Raw genomic sequence first — 16,671 nt, 5'->3', positions numbered from 1 at the left:
TCAGCTACGCTCCACATGTTTAAGTGATTTCAGCACACGTTCAAGATGCCATTGCAGATAGCTGGCCACCAAACCGGCAGCCTCCCGCCGGTGGACAGCAAGGGAAGCATCCGCCGTCGTCCAATCCCCGGTCAGCAGTGCCCCGAGCAGGAAGACCGTCTCGGCTGCAGGCGCCGGTGATCCGGGCGGACGGCAGTTGGCGCACACCATGCCGCCCAGCGGGGCTGAAAAGGCGGTGTGCGGCCCCGGCGCACCGCAGCGGGCGCACACCGTGAAGCTGGGCGCCCATCCCCCCGTTGCCAGGGCGCGCAGGAGATACGAGTCGAGGATGAGTTCGGGGGTGTGCTCGCCGCGGCTCAGCGAGGCCAGCGCCCCGACCAGCAGGTTGTATTGCGCGGTTCCGGCTTCGCCGTCCACGTCTGTCAGCTTTTCGGCGGTCTCGGTCATGGCCGCCGCCACCGTATAGCGGCCATAGTCCGCCGCGATGTTGCCGCCGTAGGCGCCCTTGGCCACAGCCTGCGTGACGATGTCCAACGTCCGGCCGGAAATCAGCTGCAGGTCGGCCACCATGAACGGTTCCAGCCGGGCGCCGAAGCGGCTGCTGGTGCGCCGCACGCCCTTCGCCACCGCGCGGACCTGGCCGTGGTGCTTCGTCAGGAGCGTGATGATCCGGTCCGCTTCGCCCAGCTTGTGGGTACGCAGCACCACGGCATCATCGCGGTATGCGCGCGCAGAGAAGGAGGATTGTTGGGCCACGGTTAATCTTTGCACTGACTCTCTGGTTAACGCGGCTGCTGCGCCACCGGATTGCTCGGGGGCGCAGCAGCTCAGCGGATCGAACAGTCAGTCTAGGCCTGTGCGTCCCGGATCGCACGGTTGACGGCGGAGACAACTGCCTTCAGCGAGGACGTGGTGGTGTTGGAGTCAATGCCGACACCCCACAGCACCCGGTCGCCCACCGTGCATTCAACGTACGCGGCCGCACGGGCATTGCCGCCTTCGGAGAGTGCGTGCTCACTGTAGTCCAGCACGCGCACGTCCACGCCGTCCTGGCCCAGGATCCCCAGCAACGCCGCGATCGGGCCGTTGCCTGTGCCGGTGCGGCGAACCTGGACACCGTCCACCGTGACGGTCGCATGCAGCGTCATGGTGCCGTCGTCGTCCGTTTCCGTGCTGAACGAACCCAGCGAGTAGCGGCCCCACTGGCCGTCGCCCTTGCTGGAGGGCAGGTACTCGTCCTGGAAGATCTGCCACAGCTGGGATCCGCTGACTTCGCCGCCAACAGTGTCCGTCCGCTTCTGGATGACGCCGGAAAATTCGATCTGGGCGCGGCGCGGCAGGTCCAGGCTGTGCTCGTTCTTCAGCAGGTAGGCCACGCCGCCCTTGCCGGACTGCGAGTTGACGCGGATGACGGCTTCGTAGCTGCGTCCGAGGTCCTTGGGATCAACCGGCAGGTACGGAACCTGCCAGGTGTAGTCGGCCACATCCTTGCCGGCCGCCGCGGCGTCCTTTTCGAGCGCTTCAAAGCCCTTCTTGATGGCATCCTGGTGCGAACCGGAGAACGCGGTGAAGACCAGGTCCCCGCCGTACGGGGAGCGCTCCGCGACCGGCAGCTGGTTGCAGTACTCCACGGTCCGGCGGATGTCGTCGATGTCCGAGAAATCGATCATGGGGTCGATGCCCTGGACGAACATGTTCAGGCCCAGCGTGACGAGGTCCACGTTGCCGGTCCGCTCGCCGTTGCCGAACAGGCATCCTTCGATCCGGTCGGCGCCGGCCAGGTAGCCCAGTTCGGCGGCGGCAACACCGGTACCGCGGTCGTTGTGCGGGTGCAGGGAGAGAATGATGCCCTCGCGGGGGTGCAGGTTGCGGCTCATCCACTCGATGGAATCGGCGTAGACGTTGGGGGTGGCCATTTCCACGGTTGCCGGCAGGTTGATGATGACCTGGCTGTCAGCCGAGGCTTCGAAGACATCGGCCACAGCGTTGCAGACGCGGACGGCGTATTCGAGTTCCGTGCCGGTAAAGGATTCGGGAGAGTACTCGTAGGTGATGTGCGTGTCCGCCAGCGTTTCCTCGTACTTCTTGCACAGGCGGGCGCCCTGGAGCGCGATGTCCAGGATGCCGTCCTCGTCCTGGTTGAACACCACGCGGCGCTGCAGGACCGAGGTGGAGTTGTACAGGTGGACGATGGCCTGCTTGGCGCCGACCAGGGATTCGTAGGTCCGCTCGATCAGGTGCTCGCGGGCCTGGGTCAGCACCTGGATGGTGACGTCATCCGGAATGTGGTTGCCTTCGATCAGCTGGCGGACGAAGTCGAAGTCAGTCTGCGAGGCTGACGGGAAGCCGACCTCGATCTCCTTGTAGCCCATGCGGACCAGCAGATCGAACATCTTCATCTTGCGGGCCGGGCTCATGGGATCGATCAGGGCCTGGTTACCGTCCCTGAGGTCCACGGCGCACCAGCGCGGGGCCTTGGTGATGACCTTGTCCGGCCAGGTCCGGTCCGGCAGTTCAACACTGATCTGGTCCTGGAACGGGATGTAGCGGTGGACGGGCATTCCTGAGGGCTTTTGTGCGTTTCGCATTACTATCTGGGCCTTTTCTGTGGTTCCTATGTGAAAGGTGGCCGGGCAACACAAACTCCGCGACGAGGATTGGCCTTGCGCTAGATCGCGTCTGAGGCCTCGCCGCGGCAGCTAAGAAGAAGGAGTTCTGCGCGCACCATTTCACACTAACACGGGTGCGTAAGATGAAGGAGCAACACCTCCAGCAACGTCCACCATGCAGACGCTGCCCCCGGTGCCAGCGCCGGAGGCAGCCTTCACCTGAAGGAGCACTTGTGCCAAACTCGGGGATCGACCTGTCCAACATCGACCACACCGTCCGGCCGCAGGATGACCTGTACCGGCACATCAACGGCGCGTGGCTGAAGAGCACCACCATCCCGGACGACCGCCCCCTCGAAGGAACCTTCACGGCCTTGCGGGACGGCTCCGAACTGGCGGTCAGGGAAATCATCGAAGAAGCCGCCGCACGCGGCGAAGATGGCAGCGGCATCGAACGTAAGGTCGGGGACCTCTACAACAGCTTCATGGACGAAGCCACAGTGGAGGCCAAAGGCATGGACCCCATCCGGGAACGGCTTGCAGCCGTCTTCGCCACACAGTCAGCCAGGGACGTCATCGAACTGGCCGGAAGGCTCTTCCGTTCCGATGTTTCCGGGCTTTTCTACATTTATCCGGCCCCCGATGCCGGCAACCCGGACCGGATCCTGCTGTACACCGGCCAGGGCGGCCTCGGTTTGCCGGATGAATCGTACTACCGCGAAGAGAAGTTCGCCCCGATGGTGTCGGCCTACCGGGAGCACGTCCGGACCATGCTTGGCCTCGCGGGAACCGCGGACCCGGAAGGTGCCGCGGACCGGGTGGTCCGGCTGGAAACAGCCCTTGCCTCGCATCACTGGGACAACGTGACCCTGCGCGATCCGCAAAAAACGTACAACCTGAAATCCGCCGAAGAGGCCGGTGAGCTGTTCCCGCTCCTGGACGCGTGGTTCGAAGCCGCCGGAATCGCTGCCGAAAAGCGCGCGGAGGTCGTGGTCAGCACCCCTGACTTCTTCGCCGGGGCGGCCGGCCTGCTCGAAACCGAACCCCTGGAGGCGTGGCAGGATTGGCTGGCCATGCGCGTTGTCAGTTCTGCCGCACCGTATCTCGCGGCCGAATTCGTGGACGCGAACTTCGCGTTCTATGGCACCACCATCAGCGGCACGCCGCGTAACAAGGACCGCTGGAAGCGCGGCGTCGCCGTCGTCGAAGCCTCCCTGGGCGAGGCGGTCGGCCAGATCTACGTTGCCCGGCACTTTCCCGAGACCCACAAAGCCCGCATGCAGACCCTCGTGGGCAACCTCATCGAGGCCTACCGCGAGAGCATCACCGGGCTCGCCTGGATGGGTGAGGACACCAAACTCGAAGCCCTCAAAAAGCTCGAGGCATTCCGTGCCAAGATCGGCTACCCCGATGAGTGGATTGACTACTCCGCCGTGGAGATTGACCCCAGCGACCTTCTTGGCAACGTTGAGCGCGCACACAACGCCGACGTCGACAGGCACCTGGACGAGGTGGGCAAGCCCGTTGACAAGAACAAATGGCTGATGACGCCGCAGACAGTCAATGCGTACTACCACCCGCTCCTGAATGAGATCGTGTTCCCGGCAGCGATCCTGCAGGCCCCGTTCTTCACGGCCGACGCCGACGACGCCGTCAACTACGGCGGCATCGGCGCTGTGATCGGACACGAGATCGGACACGGCTTCGACGACCAGGGCTCGCAGTTCGACGGCGGCGGCGCCCTCCGCAACTGGTGGACCGAGGATGACCGCACGGCGTTCGAGGCCCTGACGTCCAAGCTGGTGGCCCAGTTCGACGCGTTGTCGCCCACCGCAGCCCCTGGCCACCACGTCAACGGCAAGCTCACCCTCGGGGAAAACATCGGCGACCTGGGCGGGCTCACCATCGCCTACAAGGCCTACCTGATCAGCCTCGACGGCGCCGAGCCTCCGGTGCTGGACGGCCTGACCGGACAGCAGCGGTTCTTTGCCTCGTGGGCTGCGGGCTGGCGGCAGGTCATCCGGAATGAGGAAGCCATCCGCAGGCTCGCCACGGACCCGCACTCCCCCAACGAGTTCCGCACCAATGCCATCGCCAAGAACCTTGACGCCTTCCATGAAGCCTTCGGTGTATCGGAGCAGGACGGCATGTGGTTGTCCGTGGAGGACCGGGTCAGCATTTGGTGACCGGGCAATAACGACGAGACCTGCGGGGCCGGCCACTGTTTGTGGCCGGCCCCGCAGCTCTTTGCATGGGGCACGTCGGCAAACCGACGCCGTCCCCTGTGCCGCTGAGCCGCGGTGCCTCTGTGCCTCTGTGCCTCTACCGAGTGATCAATTCCGGGTTGGCCTGCTGGCAGACCGTGTCCCCGGCAGTCTGATTGACGATGTCGTTGGGGAGCGCCACGGCGCCCAGCTTTGTTCCGGACATGAAGTCGGTGCCAAGATAGACCTGCACGCCGCTGACCCCGGTGGCGGGGAGGACCTGCGTGGCGGGAATCTCAAGCAGTGCCGCGACGTCAGCGGCCACGTCCTCGAAGCCGGGTCCGTAATACACCGCCGTCTTCTCGACGGACTGCGCCACCAGCGGAGCCACCTGGGTGAAGCCACCGGCGATAATTGCCTGGGTGATCTCCTGGGTCCGCGCCGGAACTCCTGTACCGTTCGCGACGGTCACCGGCTGCAGCGCCTTGTCGTAGGGCGGCGGCGGGGTTGCAGTTGGCGTCGACGGGGACGGTGCGGGTGCTGACTCGGCGGGTGCCGCGGTGGGGCTCGGCGACGCCGTCGGGTCCGTCAGGTCAACGTCCTTGCGCAATGCGGCGAAAAGCTGCGAGGCGGCCGGCTCGGCAACCGTGAGCCGGTTGGGATCGCTGGGCGCCGCCGTGGTGGGAACGGCCACGAACGCCACCTTGCTGATGTCAATGTTCTTGAGGCGGTTGCCGATGGTGAGCAGTGACGGGACGGACGCCAAACCATCGTCCACTGTGAGGTTCTGGGTGACGACGTCGGCGATCTTGAGCATCTTCTGGGGGTCGGACAGCGTGCCGTCATCCTTGATCTTGCGGGTGAGGGAGGACAGGAAGCCCTGCTGTGCCTTGATGCGGCCAAGGTCGCCGCCGTCCGCGAACGCATGCCTGGTCCGCAGGTAGGCCAGTGCCTGCTCGCCCTGCACCTGCGAGGTTCCGGCGGGGAGCCGCAGGCGGGAGTCGGGGTCATACACGGCGTCGCTGATGCAGACTTCCACGCCGCCCACGGCGTTGGAAAGTTCCTTCACGGCGTTGAAATCCGCCATCATGAAGTGGTCGATTTCCAGGCCGGTGATCTTGTTCACCGTATCCACCGCACAGCCGATTCCGGCCTGCTTCATGGCTTCGTTGATCATCACTCCGCTCTGGGCGGGGTACGACTGCTTGGTCTTCTGGTCCGTGCACTCCGGGATGTCCACCAGCAGGTCGCGGGGGAAGCTGATGACGCTGACCCGCTTGTTGTCCGCAGAGATGTCCATCATCATCATGACGTCCGACTGGCCGTAGCCGGTTGAATCCTCGGCGGTGCCGTATTCCGAGTTCTTGCCGTCCCGGGTGTCTGAGCCCAGGATCAGGATCTGCATCCGGTCCTTGGAGTCGTTGACGGGATCCTCGGTGCGGCTGCTGCCGGCACCCAGGGGCGCTTTGTTGATGTTCAGCTGCAGCCTGATGACCCAGAAGGCGGCGAATGCCAGTCCTCCAACGAGGAGCAGGGCCACAATGGCGCTGGCCACTTTGAACCAGGCGGGTTTGCCCCGCATGGCGCCGAGGTGCCGGGCCGGGCCCATGGCCTTGTTGTCAGAGTGCCGGGCGGCGGCGTCGGACGCTGGCGAACCAATGCCTTGTCCGGGAGTGTCTCGGCGTCGCACCACGTGGTGTTACCTTCCTCTATAAAACGGGTTCGGTCCATTTTAGTGGCCGAGACTGGGAAAATGCCCGATGCCCGGAGGCCGCCGTCGTGCGGGCCCGGCCGGGCATGCCTGGCAGCAGCCGGGTAGTGCCCGGGCAGCAGCCGGGTAGCAGCCACTGTCCGGTGGACCCGGTGGCTGCCGCAAACCGTGATGCGGGTTAGAAACCGAGCTTGACCAGCTGCTTCGGATCCCGTTGCCAGTCCTTGGCCACCTTGACGTGCAGGTCAAGGTAGATGCGCGTTCCGAGCAGCGCTTCGATGCCCTTGCGTGCAGTGGTGCCGACTTCCCGCAGCCGGGCGCCGCCCTTGCCGATAATGATGGCTTTCTGGGACGGCCGCTCCACGTAAAGGTTGACCCGGACGTCGAGGAAGGGGCTGTCCTCGGGCCGGCCCTCGCGGGGAACAATCTCCTCGACCACGACGGCGAGGGAGTGCGGAAGTTCGTCGCGGACGCCCTCCAGGGCGGCTTCACGGATCAGTTCGGCCACCATGACGGCTTCGGGCTCGTCAGTAAGGTGGCCGTCCGGATACAGCGGCTGGGACGGCGGCATGTGGCTGATCAGGACGTCCGCCACCGTGCTCACCTGGAAGCCGTCGGTGGCCGACACCGGAACGATGTCCTTCCAGCCGTCCTCGCCGAGGACCTCGCGTCCCAGTGCGGCGACGGCAAGCAGCTGTTCGGTCAGCGCCTGCCGGTCCACGAGGTCGGCCTTGGTCACAATTGCGATGATGGGCTTCTTGCCTACCGCGGCCAGCTGCGCGGCGATGAAGCGGTCGCCGGGGCCGATCTTCTCGTTGGCCGGAAGGCAGAAGCCGATGGCGTCCACTTCGGAAAGGGTGTCCGCCACGAGGTCGTTGAGGCGCTTGCCAAGCAGCGTCCGCGGCCGGTGCAGGCCGGGAGTGTCGACGAGGATCAGCTGGGCGTCGTCCCGGTGCACGATTCCACGGATGGTGTGGCGCGTGGTCTGCGGCTTGGCCGAGGTGATGGCCACCTTCTTGCCCACCAGGGCGTTCGTCAGTGTGGACTTACCGGCGTTCGGCCTGCCCACAAGGATCGAAAATCCGGCACGGAAGCCGCCAAAGGCCTCGCCGTCCGCTTTATTCTGCTTGCTCACGTGGAACTCCCTGTTGCGTTGTTTCGGCCTCGTCGAGTAGGTCTTCAAGGTCAGTTTGTTCTGGAACAGCGCCCTTTGCAACGGGCGCCGCGATGATGTGGCTGACCCGGTTGCGGCGGCCTTCCAGCCGGTCGGCCCGCAGCGAGATCCCGTCCACTTCGACGGTGCTTCCGACGATGGGAACCCTGCCGAGGGCCTTGGCCAGCAGGCCGCCGACGGTGTCCACTTCGTCGTCGTCGAGCTCCACATCAAAAAGCTCACCGAGGTCGTCGATGCCCATCCGGGCACTCACCCGGTAGCTGCCGTCACCCAGCGCGACGGCCTCGGCGCTCTCGGTGTCGTACTCGTCCACGATCTCGCCGACGATCTCCTCGATCAGGTCCTCGAGGGTGACCAGGCCGGCCGTTCCGCCGTACTCGTCGATCACGATCGCGACATGCGTGGATTCCTTCTGCAGTTCGCGGAGCAGGTCGCTGACCTGTTTGGACTCCGGCACGTAGCGGACTTCGCGGGCAAGTTCATCCACGATGGGGGGTTCCTCCCCCGGGCGGAGGCTGTGCAGCGCCGCGGCGACATCCTTGAGGTAGACGATCCCCAGGATCTGGTCGGTGTTGTCCCGGATGACGGGGATCCGCGAGTAGCCCGACCGCAGGAACAGGGACATGGCCCGGTGCAGGCTCGAGCCGGCGTCGATGCTCAGGATGTCCGTCCGGGGCACCATCACGGCACGCACCAGGGTGTCACCGAAGTCGAAGACGGACTGGATCAGTTCGGCCTCGTTGTCCTCGATCATGTCCGATTCAGTGGCCCGGTCCACGAGCTCGCGGAATTCCTCTTCACTGAACGAAGCCTCATCAACGCCGCGCCCGCCCGGTGCCACGGCGCTGCCCAGGGCGACCAGCCAGCCGGGGATGGGACCCAGGACCCAGCACAGGAAGCGGATGACCGGCGCAGTTGTCCGTGCGACAGCGGCAGCGTGGGCGCGGCCCAGTTGTCGAGGCGAAACGCCCACAATCACGAAGCCCACGACGGCCATGATGCCGGTGGCAGCCAGTCCGGCGAGCCACACGCTGTCCCACAGGCTGTGCAGGAGGACCGCGACTGCCACGGCCGAGGCCATTTCGAACCAGATGCGCCAGAACCTCAGGGAGCGCATGTGCGCCATCGGCTGGTCCAGGATGCGTTTGAGGGCCTGCCCGTCGCTGCGGAGAACAGCTTCTTCGGCGTCGTGGCGGGGCAGGAAATTAAAGGCGGACTCCGCCGCTGTCAGCAGGGCGGCGAAACTGAGGAAGACCACCGCCATGCCAACGAGGATCAGTGGGGTCACTGCATCGTCTCTGACGGGGCTTCTTTGCCGGTGAAGCCCTCAAGCAGTTCCCGCTGCAGGCCGAACATCTCTTCTTTTTCTTCCGGGTCGGCGTGGTCGTAGCCCAGGAGGTGCAGGATCCCGTGGGTGGTCAGCAGCAGCATCTCGTCCTGGGTGGAATGTCCGGCGTTGCGTGCCTGGACTTCCGCCACCTGCGGGCACACCGCAATATCGCCGAGCATGCCCTGCGGCGTCGGCTTGTCCGGCGTACCCGGAGTCAGTTCGTCCATGGGAACGGACAGTACGTCGGTGGCGCCGGGCTCATCCATCAGCTCGATATGGAGTTTTTCCATGGCGGGTTCGTCCACGAGGAGGATGGAAAGCTCGGCCTGGGGGTGGATGTACAGGCGTTCGAACACATACCGGGCCAGTGCAACCAGCTGGGCTTCGTCCACCCGGACGCCTGATTCGTTGTTTACTTCGATGCTCATGCGTGTTCTCCCCGCTTCTCCCGGGGCACGGAATGCTTCACCCGGTTCCTTTGTGCCTCATCCCAAATGCCGTAGGCGTTGACAATGTCGCCGACGAGGCGGTGGCGCACTACGTCTGAGGCGTCCAGCACGCTGAAGTTGACGTCGTCAATGCCCTGGAGGATCTCCTCCACGATCCGGAGGCCGGAACGGGTGCCGAACGGCAGGTCCACCTGCGTGACGTCCCCGGTGACCACCATTTTGGAGCCGAACCCGAGGCGGGTCAGGAACATCTTCATCTGCTCCGGCGTGGTGTTCTGGGCTTCGTCGAGGATGATGAACGCGTCGTTGAGCGTTCGGCCGCGCATGTAGGCCAGCGGGGCCACTTCAATGGTGCCCGCCGCCATCAGCCGCGGGATGGACTCCGGGTCCATCATGTCGTGGAGCGCATCGTAGAGCGGCCGCAGGTACGGATCGATCTTGTCGCTGAGCGTCCCGGGCAGGAAGCCCAGCCGTTCGCCGGCCTCCACCGCCGGCCTGGTGAGGATGATGCGGCTGACTTCCTTCTGCTGCAGGGCCTGGACGGCCTTTGCCATGGCGAGGAAGGTCTTGCCGGTGCCGGCCGGTCCGATTCCAAAGATCACCGTGTTCGCGTCGATGGCGTCCACATAATTCTTCTGGTTCAGGGTCTTCGGCCGGATCGTCTTGCCACGGCTCGAGAGGATGTTGTAGGTCAGCACCTCAACGGGGTTCTGGAGCGACTGGCTCCGGAGCAGGGCAGCGAGCTGCTGCAGCACCGCCGGTGTGATGACTGTGCCCCGGTCAACGAGGCCCCTTACTTCATGGAGCAGGCGCATGATCCTGGGAACGTCGGCCGCGGGGCCGCTGATGGCCAGTTCATTGCCGCGGACATGGAAATCCACGGCAGGAAACTGTTCCTCGATAAAACGGAGGGCCTCGTCGTGACTGCCGAGGGACTGAACCATCTGTTCGGAGTTGTCGAAGATGACCACCTCCGTCCGGACACCGGGAAGACTGTGGGGAAATTCACCTGTGGTGCGCTCACCGGCGCTGAACCGGGGCCTTCCGTTTGTTGCTTCAGTCATGGTGCCGGCCTGCGGGCCTCTGGTCCCCTCCAGTTAGGAAAATTGTTTCTCTGGCCGATCACTTCGCCCCCGCTGCTTCAGCGTCGGACTCCGTGCGCGGCCGAGTCCTTATATCTTACGCCAGTAAGCCGTCCGGGGGCCGCGGGGCGTGCCCGCCAGGCGTTTGGCCGCGACCGCTTCGTTGCAGATTCCCGTCATTAGGTATCAACTTCGTATCGGCCTCGTATCGTTCCCGTTGCAGTTCGGCAATCCGTCCGCAAACGCCGCAGGGCGCCTGGAACTCTATGTAATGCTGGAATCCATCGCGGGCTTTCGCCCGCCACGGACCACTTCATCGGCAACGTTTATAGGACAGGGCAGGTACCGGGATCACCATGGAGAGCAGGAACCCACGACGCCGGCAGGCAGCAGGAGGCAGGCGGAAACGTTCCGCCGTGCTCCTGTTTGTGCTGCTCGCCGCCATGGTGCTGTCCTCCTGCGTCGCCACTCCCCAGCCGTCCACAAACACCGCTGCCAGCACGCCCCAGACCGTCACCGGGTCCGCCACCGCGGGCGTTCCCAGCACGAGTGCTCCACTGGAAACCACGCAGGCTTCCAACAAGGCACCGGTGTACTGGATCGGGCGCAGCAACGAGAACGTCTTCCTGTACCGCGAATTCCGCGATGTCCCGGAGCAGGAAAACCCGGTGACCAGGGCCCTGCGCTCCATGATGTCGGATAAGCCGCTGGATCCCGACTACTTCACGCCGTGGCAGAACCCGAAGAAGCTGGCAACGTCGATTTCCGGCAAGAACGTCATCACGGTGGACGTCTCACCGGATGCCTTCAACAGCAACCTCGACGAGGACATGGCCAAGCGCGCCATCCAGCAGCTGGTCTACACGGCAACGGCCGCGGGAGCGAGCTCAGGGCTGGTGGACTCGGGCCAGCAGATCCAGGTGGTCATCCTGGTTGACGGGCACACGGATTACCTGGCCTTCAACCACGTTCGGCTCGGCAGTCCCACTCCCCGCGGGGCGGGCATGGTGGCTCCGGTATGGATCATCGATCCCCAGGAGGGTGTGGGCGTCCCTGACGGCAGTGTCAAGATCAGCGGACGAAGCACGCTGCCCGGGGGCAAACTCAAGTGGAAAATCCTGAAAGTCGACGGCAGCAGCGATAAGACGGCCTATTTGGGCGGCGATGTCACCGCCTCGGCAGACCAGGCACAGTCCGGGCTCTTCTCGCTGAATGTCAACCTGGCACCTGGAAACTATGAGATCCGGGTATTCCAGGCCGACCCCGGGAAACCCGACCGGGAACTGAATGTGGACTCCCGCGGTTTCAAGGTTGCCTAGCGCCTGAGCGCTTCCCCCTGGAGGGGCAACGCCACGTGGCGCCCGTGGACAACCGCTGCCGGCGTGCGGTGGCTACCAGCGGCCCAGGATGTCGCTGGCGAGGACGGTGGCGGCCGGTCCTGCCGTGGACGACCTCAGCACGTGGTGGCCCAGAAGCGCCGTCACGGCGCCGGCCCCGCACAGCCGGGTGACCTCCCGCGGACTGATGCCGCCTTCGGGCCCCACAATCAGCAGGATTTCGCGCGGCCCCGGCACCGGTGCATCGGCGTTGTCCCCGCGCCACGCCTCGAGCACGCTCCGTAGCGGGCGCACGGCATCCTCATGGAGGATGATGGCCAGGTCCGCGGCGGAGACTGCCGCCTGAAGTCCGGCACCGTCGACGGCGGCCCGGACTTCGGGAATCCAGGCCCGCCGCGCCTGTTTGGCAGCTGCAGTCACCACGGACTGCCATTTGGCATGGGCCTTCGCGGCCCGTTCGCCTTTCCACCGGACGATGGACCGTTCGGACTGCCACGGGATGATGGCGTCGATCCCCAGTTCGGTGGCTGTTTCTGCGGCGAGTTCGTCCCGGTCGCCTTTGGCCAATGCCTGGACCAGGACCAGGCGGACGTCCGGGCGCTCCTCGGTGTCGAGGACGGAACACTCCACTGTCAGTTCACCCTGGCCAACGGCGGCGACCGTGCCGGTCAGCCTTTTGCCGGCGCCGTCGGCGATGTCAACGGACTCCCCCACGGCAATCCGCTTGACGGTGACCGCATGCCTCGCTTCTGCGCCTTCGAGGACAAAGTGCGAACCGGGAACCTGGTGGTCCAGGGCTCCGGGGGTTGCGAAAAAGACCGGGTTGCTCACCGCTACAGGTTACCGAGCCGGTCCCGCAGCTTGGCGAAGACGCCGCCGCTGGCGGAGAGTTTCCCTTCGGTGTACTGCTCGCCACGGAGTTTCGCGAGCTGGCGCAGCAGGTCTTCCTGCGCGGCATCAAGCTTGGCCGGAGTCTCGACCTGGAGGTGGACTTTCAGGTCGCCGCGGCCGTAGCCCCGGAGGTGGGTCACGCCGAGGCCGCGAAGGGTGATGACTTCGCCGGACTGGGTACCCGCCTTGACGTCGATCTCCTGCTGGCCGTCGAAGGTGTCCAGGCTCAGTTCGGTGCCAAGGGCTGCTGCAGTCATCGGGATGTGCAGGGTCGCGTGGAGGTCATCGCCGTCGCGTACGTAGGTGGCGTCGTTGTTGACCCGGATCTCCACGTAGAGGTCGCCGGAAGGTCCGCCGGCGGGCCCGGCTTCGCCCTGGCCGCCCAGCTGGATCCGGGTTCCGGTGGCCACGCCGGCAGGGACCTTGACGGTCAGCGAACGCCGGCTGCGGATGCGGCCCTGCCCGTTGCACTCGTTGCAGGGATCCTTGATGACGGTTCCGAAGCCCTCGCAGGAGCCGCAGGGCGCCGCGGTCATGACCTGGCCCAGGATGGAACGGACGGCCCGCTGGACCTGGCCGCTGCCGCCGCAGATGTCACAGCGGACGGGGTGGGTCCCGGGCTGGCAGCAGGAGCCTTCGCAGGTGGGGCACGTTACGGCCGTGTCCACTTCGAGCTTCTTGTTGACGCCGAAGACGGCGTCGCGGAGGTCGATGCGGACGCTGATGAGGGCGTCCTGCCCCCGGCGGACGCGCGAGGCAGGTCCGGACGAGCCGCCCGCACCGAAGAAGGTGTCGAAAATGTCCTGGAAGGCGAAACCCTGCCCCGAGTAGCCGGCGCCGCCGAAACCGTTGTCGGTGCCGTTCTCGTTGCCGGTGGTGTCGTAGACGCGGCGCTTCTGCGGATCGGACAGCACTTCATAGGCGTGCGTGACAGCCTTGAAGCGGTCCGAGGCATCCTCACCGGGGTTCACGTCCGGGTGCAACGTGCGCGCAAGCTTTCGGTAGGCCTTCTTGATCTCTTCGCCCGTCGCTTCGGGTGAGACTCCAAGAACGTCGTAGTGGCTGCTCAAAGTTCGTATCTCTTCCTGGTTGTACTGCCTGTAATGCCTTGGGTGGTGCCTATGATGCTGCTGCCGCCCCCGGAAGCCGGGACACGGAGGCCTGGTTGGCTGATGAAGGGCCGGTCAAGGCCCGAGGATCCTGGAAAGGTAGCGTGCCACGGCACGGACCGCGGCCATGGTGGTGGGATAGTCCATCCGGGTGGGCCCAAGTACGCCCACCTTGGCACTGGAACCGGGCCCGTAGCCCGTGGCCACCACCGAGGCTTCCGCGAGGCCGTCGTAGGGATTCTCCCGGCCGATGCTGACGGTCACGCCGCGGGGGTCCTGCGCCATCTCGCTGAGCAGGCGGAGCATGACCACCTGTTCCTCAAGCGCCTCGAGGACCGGGCCGATGCTCAGCGGGAAGTCAACGTTGGACCGCGCGAGGTTGGCGGTGCCGGCCATGACCATCCGCTCTTCGCGGGTACTGCTGGCCAGGGCATCCAGGCCGCGGGCCAGCGCCTGGGCGGCGTGCCGGCGTGCCGGTTCACAGCTTGCGACGACGGCGGGCAGCGCTTGCGGGAGCAGGCTCAGCGGTGTCCCCGCCAGGCTCTTCAGGAACCGTGTGCGGAGGCCGGCGACGGCCTCGTCGCTGAGCTCCTGGCCGACGTCGATGACCCGTTGTTCGACCTTACCGGTGTCCGCAATCAGGACAGCGAGGACCTGGCGCGGCGCCAGCAGCACAAACTCGATGTGCCGCACCATGGCACGGCTGAGGTGCGGATACTGCACCACGGCCACCTGGTTGGTCAGCTGCGACAGCAGCCGCACGGTACGCTCCAGGACGTCGTCCAGGTCGTCCGAACCTTCGAGCAGCGTCTGGATGGCCCGGCGTTCGGCCTGCGACAGCGGCTTGACGGCGGAAATCTGGTCGACAAAGAGCCGATAGCCCTTGTCGGTGGGGATCCTCCCCGCGCTGGTGTGCGGCGCCGTGATCAGGCCCTCATCTTCCAGGGCCGCCATGTCATTGCGGATGGTGGCGCTGGAGACTCCCAGATGGTGTCTCTCCACCAGGGCCTTGGAGCCCACAGGTTCGCGGGAATGGACGTAGTCCTCCACGATGGCGCGCAGTACTTCTAGCTTGCGTGGTTCGCTCATTCTCCACCTCCGATCGGCTTAACCCGGGCCGCGGACCGGCTTTTTCGCCTGCCAGATCCCGTCTACCGTTAGCACTCGTCATGTCTAAGTGCTAACCAGTCTAATATGAGTCGCCGCGTTGTTAGCATTGGTACCGCTCCGGGCGAAACTCCGGAGCGGGACAGGACAGGCACGTCCGTGAAGCCACGGCGCCCCTGTTTCACTTCTCCTGTTTCACATTTTCTAGCGCAAGGTTGTGTCTACCCGATGTCGTACCAGAACTGGGGCCCGCAGGACATCACGGCTCCCCGGAAAGCCGAGCTTCCCGAAGTGCCGGTTGAACGCGGCATGGTGCTGGAAGACGTGCAGTCCGGCTGGGTGGGCGCTGTCACCAGGGTGGAAAAGTCCGGCGGGATGCACGTTGTGGCATTGGAGGACCGGCGCGGCAAGTCCCGCACGTTCCGCCTCGGCTACGGATTCCTCCTGGACGGCCTGCCGATCCGGCTGATGCCCCCGGCCCCGCGCGCCCAGGCCGCCTCCGCCGCATCCGGCAGGACCGCCTCCGGATCCGTGCGGGTGGCGGGCCAGCGCGCCCAGGTGGCCAAGGCCAGCCGCATCTGGGTGGAAGGCAAGCACGACGCCGAACTTGTGGAAAAAGTCTGGGGTGACGACCTCAGGGTGGAGGGCATCGTCGTCGAGCCCTTGCACGGCATTGACGATCTCACGGCGGCGGTTGCAGCATTCCGGCCGGGTCCGGGCCGCCGGTTGGGAGTGCTGGTGGACCACCTGGTTGCGAATTCGAAGGAATCACGGATCGCCGATGCCGTGATGGCGTCGCCCGGCGCCGCGGGCAACGTCCTGATCGTGGGCCATCCCTACGTGGACGTGTGGCAGGCAATCCGGCCGGCAGTGCTCGGCATTGACGCCTGGCCGGTCATTCCGCGGGGCGTGGACTGGAAGACCGGGATCCTGACTGCCTTCGGCTGGCCGCACGAGACCAAGGAAGACATCGGCCTGGGCTGGCAGAAGCTGCTGGGGGCGGTACGCACTTACGCCGACCTGGAACCGTCCCTGCTGGGCCGTGTGGAAGAGGTCATCGACTTCCTCACCGTGCCCTAGGCGGAAGTTACCAGCGCCCCGGGCGGAAGTCGAACTCTCCGAATGCACCCGTGAACCAGTATTCTTGATACGGCGGTTGTTGCTCCTGTGGCAGCGTCCGCTTTTCCGGGAACCACCGCACCACTGCAATCCGAAGGACGACACCTTGGCAGAAGACGCACGTGAACAACGGGACAACCAGGCCGGCCATGGCCAGCCCCAGTATCATGGTGTCCCCGCCAACGCCCTGCCGCTGACGGCCAACGAGGACCGGCAGTGGGCTACCCTCGCGCACTTCGGCGGCATCCTTGGGTGCGTCCCGTCGCTGTTGATCTACCTGATCTTCAAGGACCGCGGACCGTTCACGGCGCAGGAATCGAAGGAAGCGCTGAACTTCACCCTGCCTCCCACAATCGCTGCGGTCATCTGCAACATCCTGGTGCTGCTGCCGGTGGTGGGCAACATCTTCGCGGTGCTGGCCACTCTGATTTGGATCGCCGTGACGTGCTTCTCCGTTGCGGCCGGAATCCATGTGAACCGGGGCCAGCCGCACCGCTACGACTTCAACCTGCGCTGGATCAAGTAGCGGGCGCAACGCGATTGGCAGCG

The 16,671-nt window shown here is 65.3% G+C and carries 14 protein-coding genes; 4 read left to right on the top strand and 10 right to left on the bottom strand.

What is annotated here, in order from left to right:
* Both recO and leuA read right to left on the bottom strand, forming a co-directional pair.
* On the bottom strand, positions 1-756 hold the full coding sequence (gene recO, locus BS38_RS0101315) for a DNA repair protein RecO (RefSeq protein WP_043437341.1): 756 nt from the start codon (positions 754-756) through the stop codon (positions 1-3).
* 92 nt (positions 757-848) lie between these two features.
* On the bottom strand, positions 849-2,588 hold the full coding sequence (gene leuA / locus BS38_RS0101310; protein ID WP_028269162.1) for a 2-isopropylmalate synthase: 1,740 nt from the start codon (positions 2,586-2,588) through the stop codon (positions 849-851).
* Between the two features lie 254 nt (positions 2,589-2,842).
* Between leuA and BS38_RS0101305 the strand changes: the two genes are divergently transcribed.
* Entirely contained in the window at positions 2,843-4,795 is a 1,953-nt protein-coding gene (locus BS38_RS0101305; RefSeq protein WP_028269161.1) for a M13 family metallopeptidase, read from the top strand.
* 136 nt (positions 4,796-4,931) lie between these two features.
* On the opposite strand, the gene BS38_RS0101300 is transcribed toward BS38_RS0101305, so the two are convergent.
* The 5 genes from BS38_RS0101300 to BS38_RS0101280 all read right to left on the bottom strand — a co-directional run bounded on the left by BS38_RS0101300 (position 4,932) and on the right by BS38_RS0101280 (position 10,541).
* Entirely contained in the window at positions 4,932-6,506 is a 1,575-nt protein-coding gene (locus tag BS38_RS0101300) for an LCP family protein (RefSeq protein WP_028269160.1), read from the bottom strand.
* A gap of 196 nt (positions 6,507-6,702) precedes the next feature.
* Positions 6,703-7,659 carry a GTPase Era gene (gene era, locus BS38_RS0101295; protein ID WP_028269159.1) on the bottom strand — a complete coding sequence of 319 codons (957 nt, stop codon included), beginning with the start codon at positions 7,657-7,659 and terminating at the stop codon, positions 6,703-6,705.
* Complete coding sequence (locus tag BS38_RS0101290) at positions 7,643-8,986, bottom strand: hemolysin family protein (RefSeq protein WP_028269158.1); 1,344 nt, start codon at positions 8,984-8,986, stop codon at positions 7,643-7,645. The genes era and BS38_RS0101290 overlap by 17 nt, the downstream gene beginning before the upstream one ends.
* Positions 8,983-9,456 (bottom strand): rRNA maturation RNase YbeY, encoded by a 474-nt coding sequence (gene ybeY, locus BS38_RS0101285; protein ID WP_028269157.1) that lies wholly within the window; start codon positions 9,454-9,456, stop codon positions 8,983-8,985. Before ybeY ends, BS38_RS0101290 begins: the two co-directional genes overlap by 4 nt.
* On the bottom strand, positions 9,453-10,541 hold the full coding sequence (locus BS38_RS0101280; protein ID WP_043437338.1) for a PhoH family protein: 1,089 nt from the start codon (positions 10,539-10,541) through the stop codon (positions 9,453-9,455). Before BS38_RS0101280 ends, ybeY begins: the two co-directional genes overlap by 4 nt.
* 374 nt (positions 10,542-10,915) lie before the next feature.
* Between BS38_RS0101280 and BS38_RS0101275 the strand changes: the two genes are divergently transcribed.
* Positions 10,916-11,878: a GerMN domain-containing protein gene (locus BS38_RS0101275; protein ID WP_028269155.1), complete on the top strand. Its 963-nt coding sequence runs from the start codon at positions 10,916-10,918 to the stop codon at positions 11,876-11,878.
* Positions 11,879-11,950: 72 nt separating this feature from the next.
* Here BS38_RS0101275 and BS38_RS0101270 read toward each other — a convergent pair whose 3' ends face one another.
* The 3 genes from BS38_RS0101270 to hrcA form a co-directional block, all read right to left on the bottom strand.
* Positions 11,951-12,727, bottom strand: coding sequence for a 16S rRNA (uracil(1498)-N(3))-methyltransferase (locus BS38_RS0101270; protein WP_028269154.1), 777 nt, complete (start codon positions 12,725-12,727; stop codon positions 11,951-11,953).
* Positions 12,728-12,729: 2 nt separating this feature from the next.
* Positions 12,730-13,857, bottom strand: coding sequence for a molecular chaperone DnaJ (gene dnaJ / locus BS38_RS0101265; protein ID WP_028269153.1), 1,128 nt, complete (start codon positions 13,855-13,857; stop codon positions 12,730-12,732).
* 114 nt (positions 13,858-13,971) lie between these two features.
* Positions 13,972-14,985: a heat-inducible transcriptional repressor HrcA gene (gene hrcA, locus BS38_RS0101260; protein WP_028269152.1), complete on the bottom strand. Its 1,014-nt coding sequence runs from the start codon at positions 14,983-14,985 to the stop codon at positions 13,972-13,974.
* Positions 14,986-15,231: 246 nt separating this feature from the next.
* Between hrcA and BS38_RS0101255 the strand changes: the two genes are divergently transcribed.
* A complete protein-coding gene (locus BS38_RS0101255) occupies positions 15,232-16,083 on the top strand; it encodes a DUF3097 domain-containing protein (protein ID WP_028269151.1) in 852 nt (283 codons plus the stop codon).
* A gap of 145 nt (positions 16,084-16,228) precedes the next feature.
* Entirely contained in the window at positions 16,229-16,648 is a 420-nt protein-coding gene (locus BS38_RS0101250; protein ID WP_028269150.1) for a DUF4870 domain-containing protein, read from the top strand.
* Positions 16,649-16,671 lie beyond the last annotated feature (23 nt).

Origin of the sequence: Arthrobacter sp. UNC362MFTsu5.1, assembly GCF_000685965.1 — a bacterium.
Lineage (GTDB): Bacteria > Actinomycetota > Actinomycetes > Actinomycetales > Micrococcaceae > Arthrobacter.
This window is presented reverse-complemented; position numbering and strand designations above follow the sequence as displayed.

Coding starts and splice junctions, on each gene's coding strand:
- ybeY (WP_028269157.1), bottom strand. CDS start 9,456: ATGAGCATCGAAGTAAACAACGAATCAGGCGTCCGGGTGGACGAAGCC.
- BS38_RS0101255 (WP_028269151.1), top strand. CDS start 15,232: ATGTCGTACCAGAACTGGGGCCCGCAGGACATCACGGCTCCCCGGAAA.
- BS38_RS0101275 (WP_028269155.1), top strand. CDS start 10,916: ATGGAGAGCAGGAACCCACGACGCCGGCAGGCAGCAGGAGGCAGGCGG.
- hrcA (WP_028269152.1), bottom strand. CDS start 14,985: ATGAGCGAACCACGCAAGCTAGAAGTACTGCGCGCCATCGTGGAGGAC.
- BS38_RS0101280 (WP_043437338.1), bottom strand. CDS start 10,541: ATGACTGAAGCAACAAACGGAAGGCCCCGGTTCAGCGCCGGTGAGCGC.
- leuA (WP_028269162.1), bottom strand. CDS start 2,588: ATGCGAAACGCACAAAAGCCCTCAGGAATGCCCGTCCACCGCTACATC.